Annotated in this window: 19 protein-coding genes; 10 read left to right on the top strand and 9 right to left on the bottom strand. The window is 69.7% G+C overall.

Annotated features, from left to right (window positions below; translation table 11 throughout):
• Positions 1-41: 41 nt before the first annotated feature.
• From HCC61_RS22070 to HCC61_RS22045, 6 genes are all read left to right on the top strand, one after another.
• Entirely contained in the window at positions 42-1,400 is a 1,359-nt protein-coding gene (locus tag HCC61_RS22070; protein ID WP_169137940.1) for a lyase family protein, read from the top strand.
• A gap of 155 nt (positions 1,401-1,555) precedes the next feature.
• Positions 1,556-2,602 carry an ABC transporter substrate-binding protein gene (locus HCC61_RS22065; protein ID WP_169137938.1) on the top strand — a complete coding sequence of 349 codons (1,047 nt, stop codon included), beginning with the start codon at positions 1,556-1,558 and terminating at the stop codon, positions 2,600-2,602.
• Positions 2,603-2,605: 3 nt separating this feature from the next.
• Positions 2,606-3,586 (top strand): amino acid ABC transporter permease, encoded by a 981-nt coding sequence (locus tag HCC61_RS22060; protein ID WP_169137936.1) that lies wholly within the window; start codon positions 2,606-2,608, stop codon positions 3,584-3,586.
• A complete protein-coding gene (locus HCC61_RS22055; protein ID WP_169137934.1) occupies positions 3,583-4,350 on the top strand; it encodes an amino acid ABC transporter ATP-binding protein in 768 nt (255 codons plus the stop codon). The genes HCC61_RS22060 and HCC61_RS22055 overlap by 4 nt, the downstream gene beginning before the upstream one ends.
• 14 nt (positions 4,351-4,364) lie before the next feature.
• Positions 4,365-5,519, top strand: a complete 1,155-nt coding sequence (solA, locus tag HCC61_RS22050; protein WP_169137932.1) for an N-methyl-L-tryptophan oxidase — start codon at positions 4,365-4,367, stop codon at positions 5,517-5,519.
• 1 nt (position 5,520) lies between these two features.
• Positions 5,521-6,519, top strand: coding sequence for an aldo/keto reductase (locus tag HCC61_RS22045; protein WP_169137930.1), 999 nt, complete (start codon positions 5,521-5,523; stop codon positions 6,517-6,519).
• A gap of 24 nt (positions 6,520-6,543) precedes the next feature.
• On the opposite strand, the gene HCC61_RS22040 is transcribed toward HCC61_RS22045, so the two are convergent.
• Together HCC61_RS22040 and HCC61_RS22035 are read right to left on the bottom strand one after the other, a co-directional pair.
• The gene (locus HCC61_RS22040; protein ID WP_169137928.1) at positions 6,544-8,949 is read right to left on the bottom strand and encodes a SpoIIE family protein phosphatase; all 2,406 of its coding nucleotides are present in this window, start codon (positions 8,947-8,949) and stop codon (positions 6,544-6,546) included.
• Between the two features lie 218 nt (positions 8,950-9,167).
• Positions 9,168-9,959 carry a glucose 1-dehydrogenase gene (locus HCC61_RS22035; protein ID WP_169137926.1) on the bottom strand — a complete coding sequence of 264 codons (792 nt, stop codon included), beginning with the start codon at positions 9,957-9,959 and terminating at the stop codon, positions 9,168-9,170.
• 86 nt (positions 9,960-10,045) lie between these two features.
• Between HCC61_RS22035 and HCC61_RS22030 the strand changes: the two genes are divergently transcribed.
• The 4 genes from HCC61_RS22030 (at position 10,046) to HCC61_RS22015 (ending at position 14,382) form a co-directional block, all read left to right on the top strand.
• Positions 10,046-10,897: a helix-turn-helix domain-containing protein gene (locus tag HCC61_RS22030; RefSeq protein ID WP_169137924.1), complete on the top strand. Its 852-nt coding sequence runs from the start codon at positions 10,046-10,048 to the stop codon at positions 10,895-10,897.
• Between the two features lie 181 nt (positions 10,898-11,078).
• Positions 11,079-11,855, top strand: a complete 777-nt coding sequence (locus HCC61_RS22025; RefSeq protein WP_169137922.1) for a class I SAM-dependent methyltransferase — start codon at positions 11,079-11,081, stop codon at positions 11,853-11,855.
• Between the two features lie 111 nt (positions 11,856-11,966).
• Complete coding sequence (locus HCC61_RS22020) at positions 11,967-12,332, top strand: DUF4440 domain-containing protein (RefSeq protein ID WP_169137920.1); 366 nt, start codon at positions 11,967-11,969, stop codon at positions 12,330-12,332.
• A gap of 859 nt (positions 12,333-13,191) precedes the next feature.
• Positions 13,192-14,382, top strand: coding sequence for a nitric oxide synthase oxygenase (locus HCC61_RS22015; protein WP_169137918.1), 1,191 nt, complete (start codon positions 13,192-13,194; stop codon positions 14,380-14,382).
• A gap of 144 nt (positions 14,383-14,526) precedes the next feature.
• Here the strand turns inward: HCC61_RS22015 and HCC61_RS22010 are convergent, their stop codons facing one another.
• The 7 genes from HCC61_RS22010 to HCC61_RS21985 form a co-directional block, all read right to left on the bottom strand.
• Positions 14,527-15,471 carry a zinc-binding dehydrogenase gene (locus HCC61_RS22010; protein ID WP_169137916.1) on the bottom strand — a complete coding sequence of 315 codons (945 nt, stop codon included), beginning with the start codon at positions 15,469-15,471 and terminating at the stop codon, positions 14,527-14,529.
• A gap of 69 nt (positions 15,472-15,540) precedes the next feature.
• A complete protein-coding gene (locus HCC61_RS22005) occupies positions 15,541-17,238 on the bottom strand; it encodes an ABC transporter ATP-binding protein (RefSeq protein WP_169137914.1) in 1,698 nt (565 codons plus the stop codon).
• Positions 17,235-18,230, bottom strand: coding sequence for an ABC transporter permease (locus HCC61_RS22000; protein WP_169137912.1), 996 nt, complete (start codon positions 18,228-18,230; stop codon positions 17,235-17,237). The genes HCC61_RS22005 and HCC61_RS22000 overlap by 4 nt, the downstream gene beginning before the upstream one ends.
• A complete protein-coding gene (locus HCC61_RS21995; protein WP_169138145.1) occupies positions 18,227-19,201 on the bottom strand; it encodes an ABC transporter permease in 975 nt (324 codons plus the stop codon). Before HCC61_RS21995 ends, HCC61_RS22000 begins: the two co-directional genes overlap by 4 nt.
• Positions 19,202-19,218: 17 nt before the next feature.
• The gene (locus HCC61_RS21990) at positions 19,219-20,949 is read right to left on the bottom strand and encodes an ABC transporter substrate-binding protein (RefSeq protein ID WP_169137911.1); all 1,731 of its coding nucleotides are present in this window, start codon (positions 20,947-20,949) and stop codon (positions 19,219-19,221) included.
• A 157-nt stretch (positions 20,950-21,106) separates the two neighbouring features.
• Positions 21,107-21,199 (bottom strand): Ms4533A family Cys-rich leader peptide, encoded by a 93-nt coding sequence (locus tag HCC61_RS31550; protein WP_346777322.1) that lies wholly within the window; start codon positions 21,197-21,199, stop codon positions 21,107-21,109.
• A 99-nt stretch (positions 21,200-21,298) separates the two neighbouring features.
• Positions 21,299-22,894, bottom strand: coding sequence for a GMC oxidoreductase (locus HCC61_RS21985; protein ID WP_169137909.1), 1,596 nt, complete (start codon positions 22,892-22,894; stop codon positions 21,299-21,301).
• Positions 22,895-23,104: the final 210 nt, after the last annotated feature.

The following is a 23,104-nucleotide window of genomic DNA, read 5'->3' as shown; positions in this document are numbered from 1 at the left end:
GACCGGTTGACAGGTGGCCTGGCCAATGTGACGGTTGGCCGGTGACTAATTGGCCTGGCCACCTGGCCCATCTGGTGAATCACGACGACGCTGCCGGCGAGCGCGGAGAACCGACCGGCCAAGGCTCCCGAGAGGTGCTGTTCGGCGCTCAGACGACAAGGGCCCTCGCGAACTTCGACTTCAGCGGGCCCAGGCTGCACGACCACCCGGACCTCCTCCGTGCGCTCGCGATGGTCAAGATCGCGGCCGCACGCGCGAACCGGCGGACGGGAGGCCTCGCCCCCGTGATCGCGGACGCGGTGATCGCCGCGGCCCGCGAGGTCCTCGAGGGGCTGCACGACGATCAGTTCCCGCTGCCCGTCCTTCAGGGAGGCGGAGGCACCTCGACGAACATGAACGTCAACGAGGTGGTGGCCCGGCGCGCCACCCAGCTGCTGAGCGTGCGCGGAGCCGGCGGCGCCGTGCACCCCAACAACCATGTGAACCGCGGGCAGTCGACCAACGACGTGATGCCGACCGTCATCGCCGTGGCGGTGCACACGGCGAGCACGCGGACCGTCGAGAGCCTCGGCCACCTCGTGGACGCCCTCTGCGCGAAGGCCGACCAGTACCCGGAGATGGAGCGGCTCGGCCGCACGTGCCTTCAGGATGCGGTGGCGCTTCCCGTCGATTCCCTGCACCGTTCCCATGCCTACGGGCTCGTGCAGGCCACCGATGATCTGCGTGCCTCGGTGCGGGCACTGCTGAAGGTCCCGCTCGGGGCCACGGCGGTGGGCACGGGGATCGGTGCCCCACCGGGGTTCGCCGAGACGGCGGTTGCGGAACTGGCAGAGCTGTCCGGCTGTCCGGTCGTCGCCGCGGAGAACCCCTATTGGGCGCTGGCGTCGCTGGAACCCCTCGTCGCCGTGAGCGAGGCGATCGACCGCTGTGCTCGTTCCGCTGCCCGCGTCGCGACGGACCTGCGTCTTCTGGCCTCGGGACCGGTGGGCGGCATCGCCGAGATCGAACTGCCCGAGGTACAGGCCGGAAGCTCGATCATGCCGGGAAAGGTGAACCCGGTGATTCCGGAGCTGGTCATGCAGACGTCGCTCCAGATCGCGGGCGAGGCCACGAGTGCCCGAGCGGCGGCCTGCGTCGGTGAGCTGGAGGTGTCGGCCATGGCTCCCGTAGTGACATCGGGCCTGCTGGGGGGCCTTGAACGGCTCTCGTCCGTCGCTCGCATCTTCGCCGACCGCTGCATCTCGGGCCTGAGTTGGAACGCGGCCGGCGTGCGGGCGAATCTCGCCGGTTCGCTGTCACAGGCCGTCGTGGCTGCCGCCTCGGAGGGCTACGACGCAGTCGCAACCCGCGTACGCCATGCGGCACATGAGGAGAACACGGGCGCAGAAGATCCGACCTGACCGTCCCCGACCCGATCAACCGCCCCCGTCCGGCAGGGGCAAGGCCCACAGCCGAGGTGACGCCGCGTCTCCGGGGCTTTCGGCCCGGCCCCTCTCCGGTCGCAGGAACAGCGCACACCGGCCCCCACCCAGGAGTACCGATACCAGGAGCAGCCATGTCCCTCCGAAAACGCCCGCGCCGAACATCCCTTCTCACGGCCGCCGTTCTGAGCCTGCTCGTGCTGGCCTCCTGCGCCGATCCGTCGTCGGTGAAGCCGGACGAGGACGAACCGAAAGGCCGGATCCCCGAGGTGAAGGCCGACCCCGACGTCGTCCGGCTCGTACCCGAAGGCGTCAAGGACAAGGGGAAGCTCGTGTTCGCGACCAACGGTCCGAACGCGCCCATCGTGTTCTTCAAAGGGGACAACAAGACGCTGACCGGCTACACCATCGAACTCGGCGACGCGATCGGCGCCACGATGGGCCTGAAGGTCGGCTGGAAGAACATCTCGTTCGACTCCGTACTCCCCGGCCTGGCGGCCCGCCGGTACGACGCCGCCATGTCCTCCTTCAGCATCGAGCACGAGCGCCTGCCCAGCGCGGACTTCGTGTCCTACTACCTCTCCGGCGGCGGGTTCCTGATCAAGAAGGGTTCGGGGATCAGGGTCAACTCGTTCGAGGGCCTTTGCGGATACCGCGTCTCCGTGAAGAAGGGCGTCAGCCAGGTCGAGGCACTGGGCGACGCCAGCGAGTACTGCCGCCGCCACGGCAAGAAGCCCGTGAAGGTGCTCCAGGTACCCGATTCGAATGCGGTGGTGCTCACCCTTCAGTCCGGCCGTGCGGACGTCGCGATGAACGACAAGCCCCAGATCCTCTACGCCGCCGACCGCTCGAACGGTCAACTGTGCGTGACCAGCGTCTACCAGACCAGCCACAGCATCGCCGGAATCGCGGTGCCCAAGGGCTCGTCCCTGGCCAAGCCGCTTCGGGCCGCGGTCAACTCGCTTCTCAAGTCCGGTGTCTACGACCGGATCGGCGACAAGTGGGGCACCGACGTCACGGAGGCAGGCGCCAAGCTGTCGAAGAAGTACCGGAAGCTCGCCGCCCCCTGGGGTGTGGGCCCCGACGGAAGGGTCGTCGAGTCGAAGATCTTCAAGGATCCGAAGGAGATCAAGCCGGGGCACACGTACTACTACCAGCCCCTGCGCAAGGGGTGTGCGTGAGCCATGCCGAACCGGACCAGCCAACTCCAGGGGCACACCGAGGAATCCGCCGCCCGCGGCCCGGCGGCGGCCGGCACGGCATCGGAAGGACCGCCCGACCTGCACATCAGGCTCGTGCCCAAGCGTCATCCGGGCCGGCTGGTGGGAGCCGGACTGGTCGGCCTCGCGCTGGCCGCGGGCGCGTGGTCCGTGGTCACCAACCCGCGCTTCCAGTGGGACGTGGTCGGCCAGTGGCTCACGGCGCGGACCGTCATGGAGGGCCTGTGGCTCACCCTGTGGCTCACCGCGCTGTCGATGGCCGCGGGCATCGCCATCGGCATCGTCCTCGCGGTGATGAGCAGTTCCAGGAACCGTCTGCTCTCCGGCTCGGCGGCCGCGTACGTCTGGTTCTTCCGCGGAACGCCGCTGCTCGTCCAGCTCCTCTTCTGGTTCAACATGAGCGCCGTCTATCCCCGCATCGTGGTGGGACTGCCTTTCGGCGGGCCCGAGTTGACGTCCTTCAGCGCCAACCACGTCATCACTCCGATGACGGCCGCCTTCCTCGGACTCGCCCTGCACGAGAGCGCCTACATGGCGGAGATCGTCAGAGCCGGGATCCTCTCCGTGCCCGAGGGACAGATCCGCGCGGCGAGCGCCCTCGGCATGACCCGCCTCCAGACCATGCGGAAGATCGTGCTTCCGCAGGCCATGCGCGTCATCGTGCCGCCGACGGGGAACCAGACGATCTCCATGCTCAAGACGACGTCACTCGTGAGCGTCCTGGCCATCCCCGATCTGCTCTACAGCGCACAGATCGTCTACTCGCGGAACTTCCAGACGATCCCCCTGCTGATCGTGGCGACGATCCTCTATCTGGTGACGGTCTCCGTCCTCACCCTCCTCCAGTCCTGGATCGAGCGGAAGTTCTCCCCCGACGCGGAGCCCCGCGGGCAACGCTCTCGAACCTGGTCCCGTACCACCGCAGCCGACCGGAGGCCGTCATGACACCGGAGGTGCTCGTACGGGCCGAGCAGGTGCACAAGAGCTATCAGCGCAACGAAGTCCTCAAAGGCGTGGATCTCGAAGTCCGGCGGGGCGAGGTCATGTGCCTGATCGGTCCGTCGGGTTCCGGCAAGAGCACGTTTCTGCGGTGCATCAACCTCCTGGAACAGATCCAGTACGGCCGCCTCTGGGTCGACGGCGAACTCCTCGGCTACCGCCGGCGCGGCGAGCGGCTGTACGAGCTCTCCGAGAAGGAGCAGAGCCGGCAGCGCGCGGACATCGGAATGGTCTTCCAGGACTTCGACCTCTTCAGCCACTGCACGGCGCTGGAGAACGTCATCGCGGCACCCATGCTCGTACGGGGCGAGTCCAGGGCCGCGGCCGTCGAGCGGGCCACCGCGCTCCTCCAACGGGTGGGACTGGGCGAGAAGTTGGACGTCTATCCGCGCCGCCTCTCCGGCGGGCAGCAGCAACGTGTCGCGATAGCAAGGGCGCTGGCGATGCGCCCCAAGCTCATGCTGTTCGACGAACCGACGTCGGCGCTCGACCCGGAGCTGGTCGGCGAGGTGCTCGACGTCATCGGCGACCTCGCGGACGAGGGGCTCACGATGATCATCGTCACCCATGAGATCGGCTTCGCACGACGGGTCGCGGACTCCCTGGTCTTCATGGACGCGGGCACGATCGTCGAATCCGGGCCCCCGGCGGACGTGATCGACGCACCACGCCACCCGCGCACCAAGGCGTTTCTGTCCAAGGTCCTCTAGCCAGGGAGTACGGAGTGACAAGCCCCCGCATCTACGACGTTGCAGTGCTCGGTCTCGGCGGTGTCGGCTCCATGGCCGCCTGGCGGGCCGCAGCACGCGGCGCCAGCACCATCGGGATCGAGCAGTTCGGAGAGGCGCACGCGCGAGGGTCCTCGCACGGCGGATCGAGAATCTACCGGCGGACGCTCTTCGAAGGGTCCGCGTACGTGCCGCTCGTCAACCGGGCACGCGAGCTCTGGCGTGAACTCGAGGCCGCATCCTCGTCCGTGCTGTTCCAGAGAACGGGCGGGCTGTGCATCGGCCCGCCCCGAAGCGGCGCCATCGAGCGGGCACTGGAATCCGCGCGTGAGGGAGGCTTCGAGCACGCGCTCCTCGAACCCGACGAACTCGCGCAGCGCTTCCCGCAGCACGCCACGATCGCCGACGACGTCGCGGTCTTCGAGCCGGGAGCCGGGGTGCTGAACCCCGAGAGATGTGTGAGCGCCGCCCTCACCATGGCCCGGAAGCACGGAGCCGACATCCGGCTGGGGTCTCCCGTCTCCGCGATCCACCACGACGCGGACGGCGTCCGCATCGCCACCGGGACGGAACAGGTGCGGGCGAGACGCGCGATCGTCGCGACCGGCGCCTGGTTCACCGATCTGATTCCCGAACTCGGGCTGCCTCTCCGTATCGTGCGCTCCCCGCTGGTCTGGTTCACCGGCCCGCACCCCGAGCTCTACGGCCCGGAGAGATTCCCGGTCTTCGTGCGCAAGAGCGGCGATCTCGACGGCTGGGGGATCACCGACGTCGACGGAGCCGGGGTGAAGATCGGCGCGGGGCCGTCCGCGCCGAAGCCGCGCCTCCAGCACGCCGACGACAACACCTACCCGATCGACGCCCGGGACACCGACCCGGCCGAAGCCTTCTGCCGGCGGGCCTTCCCCGGCCTCAACCCGGTGCACACCGCCGCGCAGCCCTGCATGAACTCGGCAACGCCCGACCGGGACTTCGTGATCGGCGTCTCCTCGCTGGCACCCTCGCTGGTTCTCGCTGGCGGCTTCTCCGGGCACGGATTCAAACACGCCACCGCCAGCGGCGACGTATGCGTCGACCTCGCTCTCGACGGCGCCGGCTCGGTGCCGATCGGCCAGTTCTCGCCCGACCGCTTCCGCGACAAGGAGTCCTGAGGTGCAACACCGAACGCTGGGCCGGACCGGCCTGCGGGTCGCTCCCGTAGCACTGGGCACGATGAACTTCGGGCCCGCCACCCCCGAGGCGGAGGCCCACGCCGTCATGAGCGCCGCCCTGGAGGCCGGGGTCAATCTGCTCGACACCGCCGACGTGTACGGAGCGGACGCGAACCGCACGGTCTCCGACCACTCGGAGGCGAAGGGCGAGACCGAGAGAATCATCGGCCGCTGGCTCGCCCGCGATCCGGGACGCCGCGACGACGTCGTCCTCGTGACGAAGGCGTACGGGCGGATGGGCAAGGGCGCCAACGACATGTATCTGTCGGCCAGGCACCTGCGGAAAGCCTGCGAGGCGTCCCTCGCGCGCCTGCGGACGGATGTGCTCGATGTGTTCATGCTGCACCACGTCGACCGCATGACGAGCTGGGACGAGCTGTGGGAGGTACTGGACGACCTCAGGCGTGAGGGAAAGATCCGCTACGCCGGCACCAGCAACTTCGCGGGCTGGCACCTGGCCCGGGGCCAGGAGGCGGCACTGAGGCGGAACCTGCTCGGCATCGTCGTCGAGGAGAGCATCTACAACCTGATGGAACGGACCGTCGAGCTCGAAGTGCTGCCGGCCTGCCGTGCCTACGGCATCGGCGTCATGCCCTACAGCCCGCTGAACTCCGGCCTCCTCGGCGGCGTCCTCGCCAAGGACGAGACCGCCGCACGAACGGCCAGCAAGCGGGCGGCCGATGGTCTCTCCCGCAGCCGGCGGCAGATCGAACGGTACGAGCAGCTGTGCCGGGACATCGGGCAGCCGCCGGCCGTGGTCGCACAGTCGTGGCTGCTGCACCAGCCGGGCGTGACCGCGCCCATCGTGGGAGTGCGCACGATGCGGCACCTCGAAGACGGGATCCGGGCGGCGAACCTGAGCCTGTCCGAGGGCGAACTCGCCGAACTCGACCGGATCTTCCCCGGGCCGGGCGCCGCACCGGAGGCGTACGCGTGGTGACTTGGTCGCGCCGAGCTCGCGGCCTCACGTCCCCTCGGGCAGCGCCAGCTCGACCCAGATGGTCTTGCCGTAACGCCCGGATCTGCTTCCCCAGCGCTGGGTCAGCTGGGCGGCGATGAACAGGCCACGGCCGCCTTCGTCCAGGGAGCGGGCCCGGCGCATACGGGGCTGGGTGTCGCTGGAATCCGTGACCTCGCACACCAGGACCTTGTCGTGGAGCAGTCGCAGCCCGATGGGACTGCCGCCGTAGCGGATGGCATTGGTGACGAGTTCGCTGGCGACGATCTCGACTGTGAAGACGAGTTCGTCAAGGCCCCAGGCGGTCAGTTGCCTGGTGACCAGAGTGCGTGCCTGAGCGACCGCTTCATCGTCCTTCGGCAGCTCCCAGAAAGCGGTGTTCGCCGCCGGGACGGCGTGCGTGCGGGTCAACAGCAGCGTCGCGTCGTCCACCGGGTGCGCCGGCATCATGGCGGTGACGACGTCACGGCTGAGGTCCTGCAACCCGGTGCCGGTCTGAAGGGCGGCGTCCCCGACCTCGCGGCGAAGCTTCTCCATTCCCACGCCCATGTCGCTTTGCCGCCGTGCCACCAGCCCGTCGGTATAGAGGGCGAGCACGCTGCCGGGCGCGAGTTCCAGCTCCGTGGTCTCAAAGGGCATGCCGCCGATGCCCAGCGGAGGCCCCGGATCCAGGCCGACGAAGCCGACCGTCCCGTCGGGCTGGGCCAGGGCCGGTGGCGGGTGTCCCGCGCTGGCAAGAACGCACCGGCGGCTGACGGGGTCGTACACGGCGTACAGGCAGGTGGCCCCCGTCGCGCTGCCCTCACCCGAGCCCGAGGCCGTCTCCTGCTCGGCCGCGGCACGCAGCACGAGGTCGTCCAGCCGTGAGAGGAGCTCTTCGGGGTCCAGGTCGAGATCGGCGAAACTCTGAACTGCCGTGCGCAGACGTCCCATCATGGCCGTGGCCTGTAGTCCGTGTCCGACGACGTCACCCACGACGAAGGCGGACCGCAGCGACGACAGCGGGATGATGTCGTACCAGTCGCCGCTGACGCCCGCCCCTACGCCGGCCGACACGTAGATGCCGGCCGTCTCCGCTGCCGTGCTCTTCGTCGAGGGCCGGGGCAGAAGGCTGCGCTGCAACGCGACGGCCGTCCTGTGCTCATGGGCGAACCGCCAGGCGTTGGTCATGTTCAGCGCCGCGCGCGGAGTGATCTCCTCCACCAGCGCCAGGTCCTCCTCATTGAACGGGACCGTGTCCGCGGTGCGAGCCAGGCCCAGAACCCCGAGCAGGCCCTCGCGGGTGTACAGCGGCGCAACGATCACCGAGCGTGCTTCCTCCGGATAGATCGACCGCAGAAACGCGGCTTGCTCGGGCTCTCCGTGAAAGAGCACCGAGAGGTCGGGGGTGAGGATGGACTGGCCTTGGCGCAGAACGCGGGTCCGCGGGGTCTCCGGCGTCTCGTGCATGACCCTGGCCCGTCGCGCCAGGTCGATGTGCAGGTCGTCCCGTGCCTGGGCGGTGGCTGCCTGCCGCTGACGGGCCGGCCAGGGACCCTCCAGATCCGGCAGCTGATCACCGTCCAGCACCGCGGCGGCCAGATCGACGGCTGCCCAGGACGCGAAGTCCGGGACGAGCACCTTCACGAGGGCCTCGCTGGTGCGGGCCACATCGAGCGAGACACCGATGTTGGCCATGACCTGATGCAGGAGGTCCAGGCGCTGCCGGCCCCGCTCACGGGCCACCGCGTCGCTTGCGAAGGTGGCCGCTCCGAGCAAGTCGCCTCCGGGACCCAGCAGCCGGAAGCCCGTGATCGACTGCACTGTCCCGCCGCCGGGTTCGTGCCGGGGCCGCATGTCGTGTTCCCAATCGACCAGCGGCTCGCCCGTTTTGAGGATCCGTCCGAGTTGATCCTCAAGCGCGTCGGCGTCCTCCGCTTCGAGAAAGTCCCGTGGCCGCTTTCCCACCGCGGAGGTCAGGGGAGGGCCGGCCTGCTGGATACTCAGATCGGGGTTGTAGACAACGAGACCCGGATGGTTCTGAGAGAGCAGAGTACGGATCAGAGCCTCGTTCTGCTCGCGGATATCCGATCGGGGAACGCTGAAGAACAGCACGAGCGAGAAACGGGAATCGTCTTTCACGGCCGGGAATTCGAACTCTTCCACCCGCACATATACAGGGGAGTTCGAGCCGGACCGATTGCGCAGCTCCCTCAGCCCGGCGAGGTCCACGAGGAGTCCGTCCCAGCTTTCGGGGTCGCTGAGCAGGCAGCTCACGTGCCTTCCGCAGAGGTCGCCCGCGGCGTATCCCAACAGCGATTCGGCCGCCGCGCTCCACCCCACGATGATTCCGTCGCCATCGACGACGGCCGCCGCCGTACCGTCGCCGGTGGGCGTCCACCGGCCGCTCTCCGAATCGGGGAGTGAGCCCATCACACCTCACTTCGCGTACGGCGGTCACAACAGTATAATCCTGCGTTTCCGATAGTTCATGCCGTGGCTCTTGAGGTGCGCTGTGCAGTGCGCGATATCCGGTTGACGATTTTGTTCCGTAGCCGATTGTGACGGTGAGTGGCTGGCTGACACAAATGAGCACACTTTTCCGTTGCCTATCCATTGGCTGGAAAAGGCGAATTGCGGCAGGACCCGGCTCAGGTTCCCGCGCCGCCGTCCACTCGCAGGATCGTGCCGGTCACGTAGGAGGAGCGGTCGCTGAGGAGCCAGGCGGCAGCCTCGGCGATCTCGTCGGGGTCGGCCGCGCGGCGCAGCGGGGTCCGGCTCGTGAGCCGCTCCTGGAGGCCGGGCGAATCCGCTTCCCAGGTGCGGATCATCTCGGTCAGCGTGTTGCCGGGGGCGATGGCGTTGACGCGGATGCCTTCCGGGCCGCAGGTGATGGCCGCCGACTCGGTGAGGCTGTTGACGGCCCGCTTCATCGCACCGTAGGCGGGCAGTTCCGGGTTGCCCCTGAGGCTGCCGACACTGGAGTTGTTGACGATGGCGCCGGTCCCGGCGGTGGCCCTGATCGCGTCGATCTCCGCGGTCATGGCCAGCCAGAGTCCTTTCAGGTTGACGGCGTAGAGCCGGTCGAAGTCGCTCTCCTGCACCTGGTCCAGCGGGCCGGGCGGCGTGATGGCCGCACCGTTGTTGAAGGCCAGGTCGATCCTTCCGTAGAGGCCGAGGGCGCGGTCCACCGCGGCGCGGACGCTTGCCGCGTCAGCGAGATCGCACACCACATGGTCCGCGGTGCCGCCGTCCGCCCGGATCTCCGCGGTCACCGCCTCGAGTTGGGACTCCGTACGGGCCGCGAGCAGGACACGGGCGCCCTCCCTCGCGAACAGCCGAGCCGCGGCGGCCCCGATCCCGCGGCCGGCGCCGCTGACGAAGGCGACCTTGCCGGCCAGCAGCCCCGGGGCGGATGTGTCGGTGGTCGGTGTGTTGTCCATGGCACCGAGAGTGCGGCGGGCCGCAGTGTGTATCCAGGCACTGCCGGTACCTGGCTGGGCCCTGCGAATCCGCGCACTATGGGGGTGTGGACAGACGAGAGCTGGCTGATTTTTTGCGCAGCAGGCGTGAGCGCATCGGGCCCGCGGAGGTGGGGCTGCCCGCCGGGCAGCGTCGCCGCACCCCGGGTTTGCGCCGCGAGGAAGCAGCACAGCTGGCGTTCATCTCCACGGAGTACTACACGCGCCTGGAACAGGCCCGCGGCCCGCGCCCGTCGCGGGAGGTGCTGGACGGGCTCTCCCGTGCGCTGCGCCTGTCGGATGCCGAGCGCGATCACCTCCACCACCTCGCCGGGGTGCCGCCGGGCCCCTTGCCCGGGCCTTCGCGCCAGGTGCGGCAGAGCATCATCGACCTGCTGCGGCGGCTGCCGCAGGCCGCCGCGATCGTGACCTCCGCGATGTACGAGGTGATCGCCTGGAACGATCTCGCGGCTGCCCTGATGGAGGACTTCTCCGCCTTGCCCCGGCGCGACCGCAACCTCGTGCGCCGTGTCTTCCTCGGGCCGCACCCGCAGGGGCGGCGGCTGTACGGAGTGTCGGACGTCGACGAGTTCGCCCGCCGTTCGGCCCGAGGCCTCCGGGCCACCGCCGCGCGCTACCCCGGCGATCCCGAGGTGACCCGGCTCGTGAATGAACTCCGCGCCGGAAGCGAGGAGTTCGCCCGGCTCTGGGAGTCCCACGACGTGTGCGCCAAGACCACGCAGCGCAAGACCTTCCAGCACCCGCTGGTCGGCCCGGTCACCGTCAACTGCGATGTTCTCGACATCACCGACCGCGACCAGCAGGTCGTGATCTACACGGCAGCCCCGGGTTCGGCGTCCGAGGAGGCGCTGCGGCTGCTGTCGGTCATCGGCACACAGGACATGGACGTCGCCCACTGAGTCACGCCGGTACGAAGCGGCTGCCGACGGCCGACGGCCGACGGCCGACTGTCGGCTGACGGCTGACGGCTGCCAGCGCCATGCCCATGGCGCTGCGGCCTGGGTTGATGCCCGTACAGGCACCTGCCTTCGCTCCGGAAAAGCGTGAGCGCGAGAAGAGCCGCCGGACTAGTTTCATACGGTGACCGAACAACGAGCAGACGGCAGCGCAGGCGATGCGGACTACGGCGCCATCGGGTCCACCTACAGCTCCTACCGTCGTCCGGATCCGCGGATCGCGGAGACCATCTCCCAGGCACTCGGCGACGCCCGGACCGTGGTCAATGTGGGGGCGGGTGCCGGATCGTACGAGTCCACCACGCTGAAGGTGACCGCGGTGGAGCCTTCACGGTCCATGCGAGCCCAGCGCTCGCCTGCGCTCTCGCCGGCGGTGGATGCGACAGCCGAGCAACTCCCGTTCAGTGACGACAGTTTCGACGCGGCGATGAGCACGTTCAGCGTGCACCAATGGGGCGATCTCGAAGCGGGGCTGAAGGAGATGCGGCGCGTAAGCCGCGGCCCGGTGGTCCTGCTTACGTGTGACCCGGTGCTTGTTCGCGATTTCTGGCTGTACGAGTACGCCCCGCTCGTCCTGGAGACCGAAGCACGGCGCTACCCGGCGACAAGTGAGATCACCGGAGTTCTCGGGGGCGACTCCACGGTGAAGCGCGTCCCGATCCCGATCGACTGCACCGACGGCTTCAACGAGGCGTACTACGCCCGTCCCGAGCTGCTTCTCGACCCCGCGGCCAGACAGGCGTGCTCGGCGTGGAGCTTCGTGGAACCGGCCGTACAGGAGCAGTACACCGACCGGCTGCGATCAGACCTCGACTCGGGGCTCTGGGACGAGCGTTACGGCTCCCTCAGGGAGCAGCCCACCTTGTTGGGGTCCCTCGTGCTGATCCGTGCGGTCCCCTGAGGGGGAGAGGCTTCGCGCCGGTGAGCAACTCGTTGCCGTGCCGCGTCCGGTGCTGCTCGGCGGGCGAACCATTCGCCGCGATATGACGAGAGACGTCCATGGAGTCAGCGCATGACAGACGACGATGAGCGGGCCGTCCAGGCGGCTGTCGCGGCGGAGTTGCGGCTTCTCGACCCTGACGTGCGTGCTTCGCCGGCCCTTGTCTCGGAGCTGCTGGACCCGGAGTTCACCGAGTTCGGAGCGTCCGGGCGCCGGTGGGACGCAGGATCGATCCTCACCGTGACGAGTGCCGGATCGAGCGATCCGGGGCGTCCGGTCGAGGTCAGCGAGATGTCAGGGGCCGTACTCGCCCCGGGGATCGTTCACTTGACGTACTTCTCCGACAACGGAGGGCGCCGGGCCTGGCGAAGCTCACTGTGGCGTCTGACGGAAACCGGCTGGCGCATCTACTTCCACCAGGGCACCTTGGCGGACTGAACGGTGCCTGGGAATTCCCGAGCGCGTCCCATCAGCTCTCAATGCGCATGGCATCTCAATGCACACGACTCAACGTCGGTACGCATCAGGCGAATTGACAGGCAATCAGGCTCAGTTCAGCAGCAGGCCGGCTTAAGTACATCTGAGAGACGGGTCCGGAATGGAGCCGGGTCGTGGAGATCGCGGTGATTACCGCGATCCGAAATCAGCGCACTTCGACGGGCTGATGCCGCGACGGAAGCCGCACTCCGTGGGCGCGGTATGCGAGCCGTACCCGGGCAATGGGGCCGTGGCCGATAGAAGTGACGGACCTAACACCGGACCCCGGATCCTGCAATAGCTTTGCTTGTCGCTGGGGGGCTTCTCACAGGTCCCGACCGTAAATCGTGATCGGGGCGATACGTCGCCGTGAACTGTCCTACCCTGTGGGAGTTCGTGCGCCCTTTGCCGCCCGTCTCATTTGTGCGGGCGGAAGCGGTTGAATGCTCAAGGGACCTCAGCGGGGTCGTGTGGAAGTTCCATATATGGGGACAGCAAGGAGCGATGTGCAGGAGCCGTACGGCCGCGGGTCACCCTTCAATTCCGGCTCCGGGGCCGTGCCCACCGCGAACGCGACGTGCGGTTCGAGGCCGAAGACCTCGATGCCGTGCAGCCCGTTCTTCCCCCGGGACGCTTCACCTGCGACAGCCTCAAGGCTCAGATCGACGAGGGGCAGCGAGATGGACATCGGCCTGACGGTCCGGCAACTCCCGCCGGCCGCGCGTTCCTTCCGTCCCCGCCTGTGTGCTGCTCGCAGACCGACCAGTCGGGAACCCGGTACGCCAGCCGGTCCCGACGTCCCGCCTCCTTCGAGGAAACCGTGACTTCCAACACCTTCCCACCCCCCACATCCGCCCGTCACGACACCGACTCGGGAACGGATTCCAGCGGTGCCGCCGACCGGGACGAGGCAGAGGAGTTCCTGCGCCGGTTCCACGCCGAGCAGCCCGATCAGCCGGTCCCGCTCAGCCGGCGTCTCCGCGAGGTCCGTGCCGCCATCGACACCAAGGGCACCTACCGCCACACCCGCGACGAACTCGCCTTCGGTGCCCGTGTCGCGTGGCGCAACTCCAGGCGCTGCATCGGCCGCCTGTACTGGAACAGCCTGCGCGTCGTGGACTGCCGTGACGCGACGACCCCCGAGGAGATCCACCAGCACCTGCGCGAGCACCTGCGTCAGGCGACCAACGGCGGCCGCGTCCGCCCCATGATCTCCGTCTTCGCCCCCGACGCCCCCGGCAAGCCCGCCCCCAGAGTGTGGAACGACCAGCTCATCCGCTACGCCGGGCATCGCCTGGAGGACGGCACGGTGCTGGGCGACGCGGCCTACGTGGACTTCACCGATCTCGTGCGCCGCTTCGGCTGGCGGGACCCCGAGGGGCCCTTCGACATACTGCCCTGGCTCATCGACGCCCCCGACGACAAGCCCCAGCTCTTCGACGTGCCACGGGAGTTGGTCCTCGAGGTCGAGATCGCCCACCCGCACTGCCCGGGGATCGCCGACCTCGGCCTGCGCTGGCACGCCGTACCGGCCATCTCCAACATGAGCCTGCGCGTCGGCGGCATGGACTACCCGCTCGCGCCGTTCAACGGCTGGTACATGGGCACCGAGATAGGGGCCCGCAATCTGGTCGACGAAGGCCGCTACAACCTGCTGCGCGACGTCGCCGCCTGCTTCGACATGGACACCAGCGAGGAGAGCACGCTGTGGCGCGACCGTGCGCTGATCGAGCTCAACGTCGCCGTCCTGCACTCGTTCCGTGCCGCGGGGGTCCGGATCACCGACCACCACACGGAGTCCCGCCGCTTCCTCACTCACCTGGCCAAGGAGGAGCGCCAGGGCCGGACCGTGCCCACGGACTGGAGCTGGATCGTCCCGCCGGTCTCAGGCGGCATCACCCCCGTCTTCCACCGCTACTACGACGACGCGGACCAGCGGCCCAACTTCTACCCCAACGACCCCGCCCACTACGACGATTCGTTCCACCACGGATGCCCCCATCGGCAGTGAACCCGCACTGGCGGGACGAGGACGCGGCGGAGTTCACGCATCCCGTGGTGTTCCGTTGCTCCTGAGAGCCAAGGCGATCGAGGACGCGAGGAAGGTCAGCCGAGCGGCGGCGGGGCGGGCCCGCACGGCCAGTCGACGTCGCCGTCAGGAGAAGTCCAGCACCAGCCGGCCGCGCACGCCGCCGGCCTCCAGCATGCGATGGGCCTTCGCCGCGTCGTCGGCGGGCAGCACTTCGGCGACGTGCAGCGTCAGCGTGGACTCCTCGGCCTGGCGGCACAGCGTGTTCAGCCCCTCGGTGTCGGTGATGCCGTCCGTCACCATCACCGGGCGCACGCGGACGCCGCGTTCGGCCGGGCCGGACCAGCCCCGCAGCTCGGCCAGCGTTCCGCCGTCCGCGACGGCGGGCACCGTCTCGCTGGTCTGCGTCGAGACGTCGACGAGGCCGGGAACACCGTGGGGTGCCAGTGCGCGAATGCGAGCGGCGACATCGGGGCCGCGCTCGACGACGTGGTCGGCGCCGAAGCCGCGCACCCGGCCGGTGTCGTGCGGGGCGGCGTCCGCGATGACGGTCAGCCCGTCGGCCTTGGCCAGCTCGACCGCGTACCCGCCGACGGCGCCGGCCGCACCGGTCACGGCGACGGTCGCGTCGTGCGGCAGGGCCAGCGCGTCCAGGGCGAGGCGCGCTGTCATGGCGTTCATGAGCAGGGTGGACGCGGCGGGGAAGTCCACCCCCTCGGGCGCCGGCACCACCGAGGCGGCGGGCACGACGACCTGCTCGGCGTAGGCCCCGCCGTGCGGACCGCTGAACAGCACCATGGCGACGACCCGTTGGCCCACGGCGAGCCGGCCGTCGGCGCCGGGACCGAGCTGGTCGATCACGCCGGCGGCGTCCATGCCGGGCACGAACGGGGGCTGACGGCCGGTCATGCGGACGGCGTGGCCGCCGGTCCGCAGCAGGACATCGGTCGGGTTCACCGACGCCGCGTGCACGCGGATGCGGACCTCACCGGGGCCCGCCTGCGGTTCGGGCAGCTCCAGTGCCCGCAGCACTTCCGGACCGCCGAAGTCGTGGAGACCGATTGCCTTCATACCGCGGTGCAACCTGCCTCGCCGGCACGGCATTCCCGGCCTCCGTCTCCGCGCTCGGGCAGCTCGCCCTCACCGCCTCCCGGCGGCGGGGCGGGTGCCGACGGCGGTTGGCGCGCCCGGGGGTTCCGCGCGTGCCGCACCGCGTGCCGACCGCTGTATGGCCGCCTCGTCCGGGTCCAGCACCGGCACGGCTGCCAACAGGGCCTTCGTATAGGGGTTCTGCGGCGATGCGTAGAGAGCCTCCGCCGGGCCCTCCTCCACGACGAGTCCGTCGCGCATGACCGCGACCCGGTTGCTGGCCTGGCGCACCACCGCCAGATCGTGCGCGATCAGGACCATCGAGAGCCCCAGGTCGCGCTGCAATCCGGCGAGCAGGTCGAGCACTTCGGCCTGTGTGGTGACGTCGAGCGCCGAGACGGGCTCGTCGCACACGACGACCTTCGGGGAGGGGGCGAGGGCGCGGGCGATGCCCACGCGCTGGCGCTGGCCACCGCTGAGTTCGTGCGGATAACGGTGGTACCAGCCGGGATCCAGCCCCACCCGCTCCAGCAACTCCCGTACGCGGGCGGTGATCTCCCGGTCGGTCGACGTCCTGGCGGCGCGCAGCGGGTCGGCCACGGACTCCCCGATGCTGCGGCGCGGGTTGAGCGAGGAGAGCGGGTCCTGGAAGACCATCTGAAGGTCCCGGCTGATGCCGTTCAACTCCCTGCCGCGGTAGCGCACTTGGCCGCTGCTGGGCCGCAGGAGCTGTACGAGCACCCGCCCGAGCGTGGTCTTTCCGCTGCCGGACTCGCCGACGACGCCGAGGGTCTCGCCCTCGCGGACGCTCAGGGAGATACCGTCCACCGCCTTCGTGCGGGACGTGCGGCGCCCGAACTCCTTGTGCACGGCCACGGCTTCGAGCAGGGCCTCGCCGTCCGGCGGGGAGGAGGGAGCCGCGAGCGGCGCCTCGATCCCCGGGACCGCGGCGTCGATCCGCGGGACCGCGTCCAGCAGGCGGCGCGTATAAGGCTGCGACGGGGAGTTCAACGTCCGGCGCACGGGGCCTTGTTCGACTTCACGCCCGTCCTTCATCACGAGCATCCGGTCCACGCTGCCCGCGATCACGCCGAGGTCGTGCGAGACCAGCACCAGGCCCAGGCCGCTCTCGGTGCGCAACTCGTGCAGCAGGTCCAGGATTTGGGCCTGCACGGTCACGTCCAGGGCCGTGGTGGGCTCGTCCGCGACCAGGACACGCGGCTCGCACGCCAGCGCCATCGCGATGAGCGCGCGCTGCCGCATGCCGCCGCTGAACTCGTGCGGCCGCGACCGCGATCGGCGGGCCGCCTCCGGGATGCCGACCCGGTCCAGCACGGCGACCGCGCGCTGCCGTGCGGACCTGCGGGTGGCGCCCGGAGTGTGCACGCGGTGGACCTCGGCGATCTGGTCGCCGACCGCGAGGAAGGGGTCGAGGGAGGAGAGCGGGTCCTGGAAGACCATCGCCGCCGTGCCGCCCCGCAGCCGCCTCAACTCGCGTGCGGATGCGCTCTGCACGTCCGTGCCGTCGACTTGGACACGGCCCGTGACCCGTGCCCCGGTGCCCCGGTGGAGGCCGAGCAGGGCGCTCGCCACGGTGGACTTGCCGGAGCCGGACTCGCCCACGATGCCCAGCGCCTCCCCGTGCGCCAGCCCGAAGGTGAGCCTTTCCACGGCCCGGACGGTCTCGGTGCCCACGAAGAAGTCGACGGTCAGGTCCGCGACTTCGATGAGGGGGAGGGGCCGGGTCATGGAAGGGACACCCTTCTGTCGGCGAGGGCGTGCACGACGTCCGCGACGGCGTTCGCGGCGACGACGGCCGCTCCGATGACGAGCACGATCCCGACGACCAGCGGCAGATCGACGACGCGTACACCGTCGATGAGCAGGTGACCGAGCCCCGGCAGTCCGAACAGCGTCTCGGTGAGCACCGCGCCGCCCAGCATCGTGCCCAGGTCCAGCGCGGTGAGGGTGATCACCGGGGGCAGCGCTCCGCGCAGCGCGTGCCGGGCGACGACGGCCCGTTCGCTCACCCCGTACGCACGGAAGGTGCGGATATGGTCCTCGGCGAGCGTCTCCAGGGTCGAAGAGCGGGTCAGGCGCGCGTACTTGGCGCTCTCGAACAGCGCGAGCGTCGTCCACGGCAGCAGCATGTTCCAGGCCCACTGCTCCGGGTCCTCGCCGAGTGGCACGTACGTGGGGAAGGGCAGCCACTGGAGGTAGGCGCAGACCGCCATCATCAGCAGCAGGCCGAGAATGAAGACCGGAGTGCTGCTGCCGACCAGCGTGAGAACGGTGAGGGTGCGTTCGGTCAGTCCGCCGCGGCGCAGCGCCGACAGCAGGCCCGTACCGACACCGAGCAGCAGCCACAGCACCATCGCGCCCACGGCGAGGGAGAGGGTGACCGGCAGCCGGTCCAGCAGAAGGTGAGTGACCTGCTGGTCGTTGCGGTAGGAGATCCCGAGGCAGGGCGCGTCGCAGTGCAGGACGGAGGTGCCCGCCGAGAAGTCGCGGCCGGCCACGACGCCCTGTAGGAAGTGCAGGTACTGGGTGAACACCGGTTCCGTCAGGCCCAGTTGGTGACGCACGAGGGCGACCTGCGTCGGGCTGCACCGCTCCCCGCAGGCCAGCCGCGCCGGGTCGCCGGGCGCGAGATAGAACAGCGCGTATACGGCGGCGCTGAGCGCGAGGAGCACGAGCACGGCCCCCGCCAGCCGCCTGGCTCCGAACCGGACGAGGTTCACGCGGGCTTCTCCGTCTTCTCCCTGCGGGTGCCCGCACGCAACCGGCCGGCTTCGCGGGGGTCGAGCGCAGCCCGCACGGCGTCGCCCAGCACCGTGAAGGCCAGCACGGTGACGAACAGGAACCCGGCGGGCAGCAGCACGTACATCGGGTCGGCGCGGAACCAGGTGGTGGCGGTGGAGAGCATCTGCCCCCAGGAGGGCGTGGGCGGCTGCACGCCGATGCCGAGGAACGACAGGGACGCCTCGACGACGATGTTGGTGGGCAGCAGGATCGCGGCGTAGGTGATGACGGGCGCGGCAAGCGACGGCAGCAGCTCCCGGCGTGCGATGCGCAACGGCCCCGAGCCGCCGAGCCGTGCCGCCTCGACGTGGTCGAGGCGCCACAGCGCCTGGGTCTGAGCCCGTACGACGCGTGCCGTGCCGCCCCAGCCGAGCAGGCCGATGACGAGGATGAGGAGGGCGGGGCGCGGGAAGTCCTCCGGCACCACGGCCGTGAGGGCGACGGCCAGGATGAGCATCGGCAAGGCCACCATCACATCGGTGATCCGGCCGAGGACCTGGTCGGCCCACCGGCTGCCGAGCGCCGCGGTGAGTCCGATGACGACGCCGGCCGCGACTTGCAGCGTCGTGGAGCCGACCGCCACCAGCAGCGAGACCCGCGCTCCATGGAGGAGTCGCGCGAACAGGTCGCGTCCCGTGCCCGGTTCGACGCCCAGCCAGTGTTCCGCCCCGGCGCCCCCGAAGGCGCCCAGCGGCGCACCGCCGCTCGCCGAGTCGATCAGATCGTCGTGGTAGGTGAACGGGTCCTGGCCGCCGAGCGCCGTCAGCAGTGGCGCCGCGAGCGTCGCCAGAACGAGTACCGCCAGTACCGCGGCCGAGACGACGGCCGCGGGCCGGGCGAGCAGTCTGCGCCCGACGCCCCTCCCGCCTGCGGCGGGGCCCGGCGCCGCACCGGGCGGGAGAGGCGCCAACAGGTCCTGTGCGGCCACTACTTGACCGCCACCTGCGAGATGTCCAGCACGCCCGTCCAGTTGCTGATCACGACGTTCTTGACGTCCTTGCCGACCAACTGCCGGTAGACGGGGTGGAAGAGCGGCACGCTGAGGGCCTTGGCGCCGATCTTCTCATCCAGCGCACCCCCGCGCTTCGCGGCGGCATCGGGATCGGTGATGCTGCCGACCTCGTCGAACTCCTTGTTGATCTCCGGGTCGTTCAGGTGCGCGTGGTTGAAGTTGGCGCCGTCCTTGACGATCTGGCGCCCGTCGAAGATCGGCGCGAGGAAGGGCTGGCCGCCGGGCCAGTCGGCGCCCCAGCGGGAGAGGAAGAATCCCGGCTCGCCCTTGACGCCGGTGCGCTCCTCGTAGAAGTCGTTGTCCTCCAGCCCCCGCAGCCTGACCTTGATGCCGGCCTTCTTCAGGGACTCCTGCACGGCGGTGGCGATCTCGGGCCCCGTCTCGCGGTTGCGCTGCGTGGAGTGGGTGAGGGTGACCGTCAGGCCGTCGCCGTGCCCGGCCTCCTTCAGCAGCTTCCCGGCCTTGGCCGGGTTCCCGTCGGCACCCGCCGGGAAGTGGTCGTACGGCCTGTATCCGAACGCCTTCTGGTTCGGCAGGAAGGTGGTGGCGCGCTCGGCGAGAGAGGAGCCGCCCGCGGCGTTGACGACGCTCTTGCGGCTGACGGCGTAGCTGATCGCCTGCCGCACCTTGGGGTCGTCGAACGGCTTCACCTCGGGGTTGAACGCGAGGTAGTCGGTGTAGCCGAAGTGGCCGACGCCGACACGGTCCTTCAGCCCCTCGTCGTCCTTCAGCCGGGCGAGTTCGGCGGGGCCGAGGTTCACGTCGGTGGTGATCGCCTTCGCGTCGGCGCCCGAGCTGGTGGACAGCCGCTGGTTGACCACGGCCTCGTCCAGTCCGGACCGCACATCGATCCTGTCCGGGTAGGCCTTGCGCTCCCTGTCGGTGCTCGCCGACCAGTGCGGGTTGCGCGCGAGTTGCAGCCGCTCGCCGTCGCCGGTGTTCTTGACCACTCTGTACGGACCCGAGGAGAGCGGGCGCTTCTCGTACTCCGTGCCTGTGTCCTTCTTCTCCGGCACCGGCGCGAACTGCGTCTGCGTGGCCAGGAAGGGGAAGTCCCCGACGGGCTTCTTCAGCCGGAAGACGACGGTGCGCTCGTCCGGCGTCTCGATGGAGTCGAGGGATGCGCCCTTGCCCTGCTTCCCCTTCCCGAAGGGGCCCTCGTACTTCTCGCCGCCGATGAGCCAGTCCCGCAAGTACGGTGCGCCGCCGGAGAGTTCGGCGGCGAAGGAGCGCTCCACGCCGTACTTGACGTCCGAGGAGGTGATGGAGGAGCCGTCCTCGTACTTCAGGCCCTTCTTCAGCTTGTAGGTCCACACCGTGGCGTTCTTGCTCGGAGTGCCGAGGCCGGTGGCCAGGTCCGGCACCACCTTCGTTCCCGCGGCGCCGTCGGCGCGGTGGCGGGTGGTGAGCGTACGGAAGACGAGCGAGGGGACGTTGCCGCCGCCGGAGGTGTAGAGCCGTGCGGGGTCGGAGTTCGTCTGCGGATCGGCGTTGAGGACGGTCAGTTCGCCGCCTCTTGCGGGTTTTCCGTCGCCCGGGCCGTCACCGGAGTTCTGCGGCCCGGCGCAGGCGGAGACCCCCGTCAGGAGGACCACTGCGGCGGCCGTGGTGACGGCAGGGCGTGATATCGGTCTGTCGTAACGCATCGAGGACGGGGCCTTTCGGGCTGAATTGCCGTCAGAAGGCAGCCGGAAGGGCCCTGAGCCGTACCCGCGCGCGCTTCCGACGACGAGGGAAGGGAGACCTGCGTCTGGTCGGGACGCCGGACTCGGGGCGCAGTGCCTCGGCGAGCCCGGGAAAGGCTCAGCGACAGTGGATGTCGGAGACCGCGTGCTCGCTCACGCCGAGCAGCACGAGCCGGTAGGCGGTGCGCTCGGGGAGGTGGTGTCGCGGCATGCGCAGAACCCTGTCCGAACTTCCCCGCCCGCACAACCTGTTCTCACCATTCGGGACGTGGTGTCCGATCGGTGGAAACCGATCCGTTGAAACCCCGATTCAGATGACGGTGCCGATGTCCTGGGCGCGGATGGTGTCCATCGCGCGTTCTGCCACGGCGGCGATGGTCATCGACGGGTTGCACGCTCCTGTGGTGCCGGGGATGAGGGCGCCGTCGAGTACGTAGAGGCCGCGTTGGCCGTGCACCCTGCCTTCGAGGTCGCAGACGGTCTTCATGGAGGCGCCGCCGAGCGGGTGCCAGGTGCTGTTGACCAGCCGGTTGGTGTCGGTGAGGGTGCCGAGCCCTCGGGAGACCTTCGAGATCCGCCGGTGGATATGGCTGTGGCTGGCCTCGTCGCCGTTGCGGGGCCAGTGGAGCGCGACGGAATCGGTGGCCGGCTCGTACCGGAAGCGGCCCCGGTCGGCGCTCACCCCGAAGCCGACCAGCATGGTCGTCCTCGCATCGAGTCCCAGCGGGGGCACCGAGGCCTGGATGATGGTGTTGGCGGTCGCCGGTTCGTCCCAGGCCTTGCTGCCGTAGACCACCGGGCCGCCCTGCTCGGCGCCGAAGTCCTCGTCGAGGCTGGTCCAGGCGTAGATCCGGTCGCCGTTGGTTCCCCATCCTTCGCCGAGTCCGGTCGGCAGGTCGCGGATCGCGCCCGTGGCGCCCGCGCGTACGAGGAGCTTGCTGGTGTTGAGGCTGCCGGCCGCCATGACGAGGGCCCGCGTGGTGAGGATCTTCTGCTCGAGTACGCGGCCCGTGTCGTCGGTCCTGTCGACGTGCACTCGCCAGCGGCCGTCCTTGGCGCGGGCGATGCCGGTGACGTGGTGGCGGGTGGCGACGGTGACCCTTCCCGTCGCCTCGGCCTGCTTCAGATAGGTCACGTCGACGGAGTGCTTGCCGCCGTTGTTGACGCCGAGCGCGCAGTCTCCGTTGGTGTAGGAGGCCTTCATCTCGCCGCGCAACTCGGCCAGGGCGTAGTCCCAGTCGATCGGCATGGGGATCTTCTCCAGTCCGTAGCCCGCCTCCCGCACGCGCTCGGCGAAGAACCTCGACGCGGTGTAGTTGGGGGTACGGATCAGCGACTGCGGCGCCGTGGCGACCCGCAGCATCTTCGCGACCCTCGGGTAGTGCACGCGGTGCATGCGCCGGTAGTCCAGTTCCTCGGGCAGCCAGGTGTTGAACACGGCCTCCGACGGCTCCAGCGTCATGCCCTGGTACACCAGCGAGCCGCCGCCGACTCCGGCCGCGCACATGGCCAGGATGTTCTCGCCGAGCACCGGTTCGAGAAGTCCGACGTAGGGCTGGAAGTCCAGCGGAGCGCCGGCGAGCCGCGCCAGCGGCCGGAGGGCTTCCGGGACGGTGCCGTACCACAGGGCGCGCTTGTCCAGGCTCGCCATGCTGGGGAACGTCTCGGCGTCCGGGCCGGTCGGCCAGCGCCGTCCGCGCTCCAGGACGGTGACCGGTACTCCGGCCTGCGCCAGCCGCAGGGCCGCCACACCGCCTCCGAATCCCGAGCCGATGACGACGGCACGGTGTTCCTCCCTCGTCAGCCTCACGCGTGCCGGTGAGGTCGCGGCGGCGGGAGCGGCGAACAGGTTCGCTGCTCCGAGTCCGGCCGCGCCCGCGAGCACGGTGCGCCGTGTGGTGGCCATGGGCAACTCCTTCGGAAGGCTTGATGAGGGAACAGGCAGGAGCCGGACCGGGATTGGGCGCCCGGTCCGGGGGTGTGAGCCGGAGTCGCGCAGCGCATGCGGTCGAGGGGTGATGTGACCTGGAGCGACCTGGAGCGACCTGAACCGCACATGGACGGGGTCCCGTTCTGTGCGGCGCGCGTGTAAGTCCCCCCGGAAACCGAGTAGTTA

The organism is Streptomyces sp. HNM0575 (genome assembly GCF_012726265.1).
GTDB lineage: Bacteria > Actinomycetota > Actinomycetes > Streptomycetales > Streptomycetaceae > Streptomyces.
Note: the sequence above shows the minus strand (reverse complement) of the source record. Positions and strands in the feature narration are given on the sequence as shown.